Annotated in this window: 2 protein-coding genes; both read right to left on the reverse strand. The window is 66.6% G+C overall.

Going from position 1 to position 1,168, the window contains the following annotated elements:
- Nucleotides 1-798: YhjD/YihY/BrkB family envelope integrity protein (locus LQV45_RS34225; protein WP_230012313.1), on the reverse strand; the 798-nt coding region annotated here is incomplete at its 3' end.
- On the reverse strand, nt 743-1,168 hold a 426-nt coding region (locus LQV45_RS34230), incomplete at its 5' end, for a 2'-5' RNA ligase family protein (RefSeq protein WP_230012312.1). The genes LQV45_RS34230 and LQV45_RS34225, both read right to left, overlap by 56 nt.

A 1,168-nucleotide genomic window follows, 5' to 3' on the forward strand; every position in this document is an offset into this window, starting at 1 on the left:
GGCCACCCGGTACATGATCACGGCGGTGCCCCAGCCGAGCAGCAGCGGGACGAGGATCGTGACGGAGGTCGTCAGCGGCCCGGCAACTATCGGTTCGAGGCCCAGCTGCTCGGTAACCCATCCGGCGGCCGTGCCGAAGATCAGCGAGGCGGCGGAGCTGACTATCAGGGCCAGCCCCATCAGCAGCAGCGTGCCGACGTCCTTGAGTATCTGCAGGATCGGATTCATCACCAAAGGGCCGAGCTGCATCATGCTCCGCATACCGTCGCGGATGCCGCTGATCCAGCCCAGGGACGTGAACACCGTCACCACGGCGGCGATCCCGGCGGCCCAACCCAGGCTGGTGGGGTTCAGCAGTGCATAGGGGTCAACCAGCCCCTCGCTGCCGTCGACCTGCAACAGGCCCGGCGCGGCGGCGGCCACACTCCTGATGACCTGGTCCAGCAGGGCCGGGTGGTCGCTGAGCACGAGGCCCGCCAAGGACAAGCCAGTGGCCAACAGGCCCGTGATGGAGAAAAACATCCGGAAGCCGATGCCGGCACTCAACAGCGGGCCACGCTGACGCAGGTAGTGCGAGTATGCGCGCAGGGGCAGCAGCATGTTCAGCCGGGCCAGGAGCCAGTTCATCATCGCGATCAGGGACGCGACCATGCCGCCGCCGGAGCGCCGGGTCCGGCCCCATTCGACCCTCTTGCGGATGACTTCCAGTTTCAGCCCGGCCAGATCGGTGGGGAGCGGCGGCTTATCGGGCGCCTGCGGTGCCGTCCGGGCCTCTGTCGTGGTCAGGTTTGGTCCCAAAATCAAGCTCTTCCCGTAGCTGCCAGATGCCGTTGTCATCGTGCTCGTAAAGTCCCATGCTAGCCACAGGAAACGTGGCCCTGTAATCCTTCAGGACCGTTTCGGCCTCGTCGAGGCTTTCCGGGGCAACATCGTGGGCCACGGTGACGTGCGGGTGGTAGCCGAACGGCAGTTCCCGCTCCAGGGGGCCGGACTGCAGCTGGCGGTGCAGGTTCACGCAGTCCCCGAAGCCGTCCTCTACGTTCAGGAAGACCACCGGGGACACCGGCCGGAAAGACCCGGTCCCTGCGATGGTCACAGTGAAGGGCTCCTGCCGCCGTGCCACGTCCCGGACATGGCGCTGGGTCGCGGCCCAGTCCTTGGTCATGGT

The sequence above is a fragment of the Microbacterium sp. Bi128 genome, assembly GCF_918698205.1.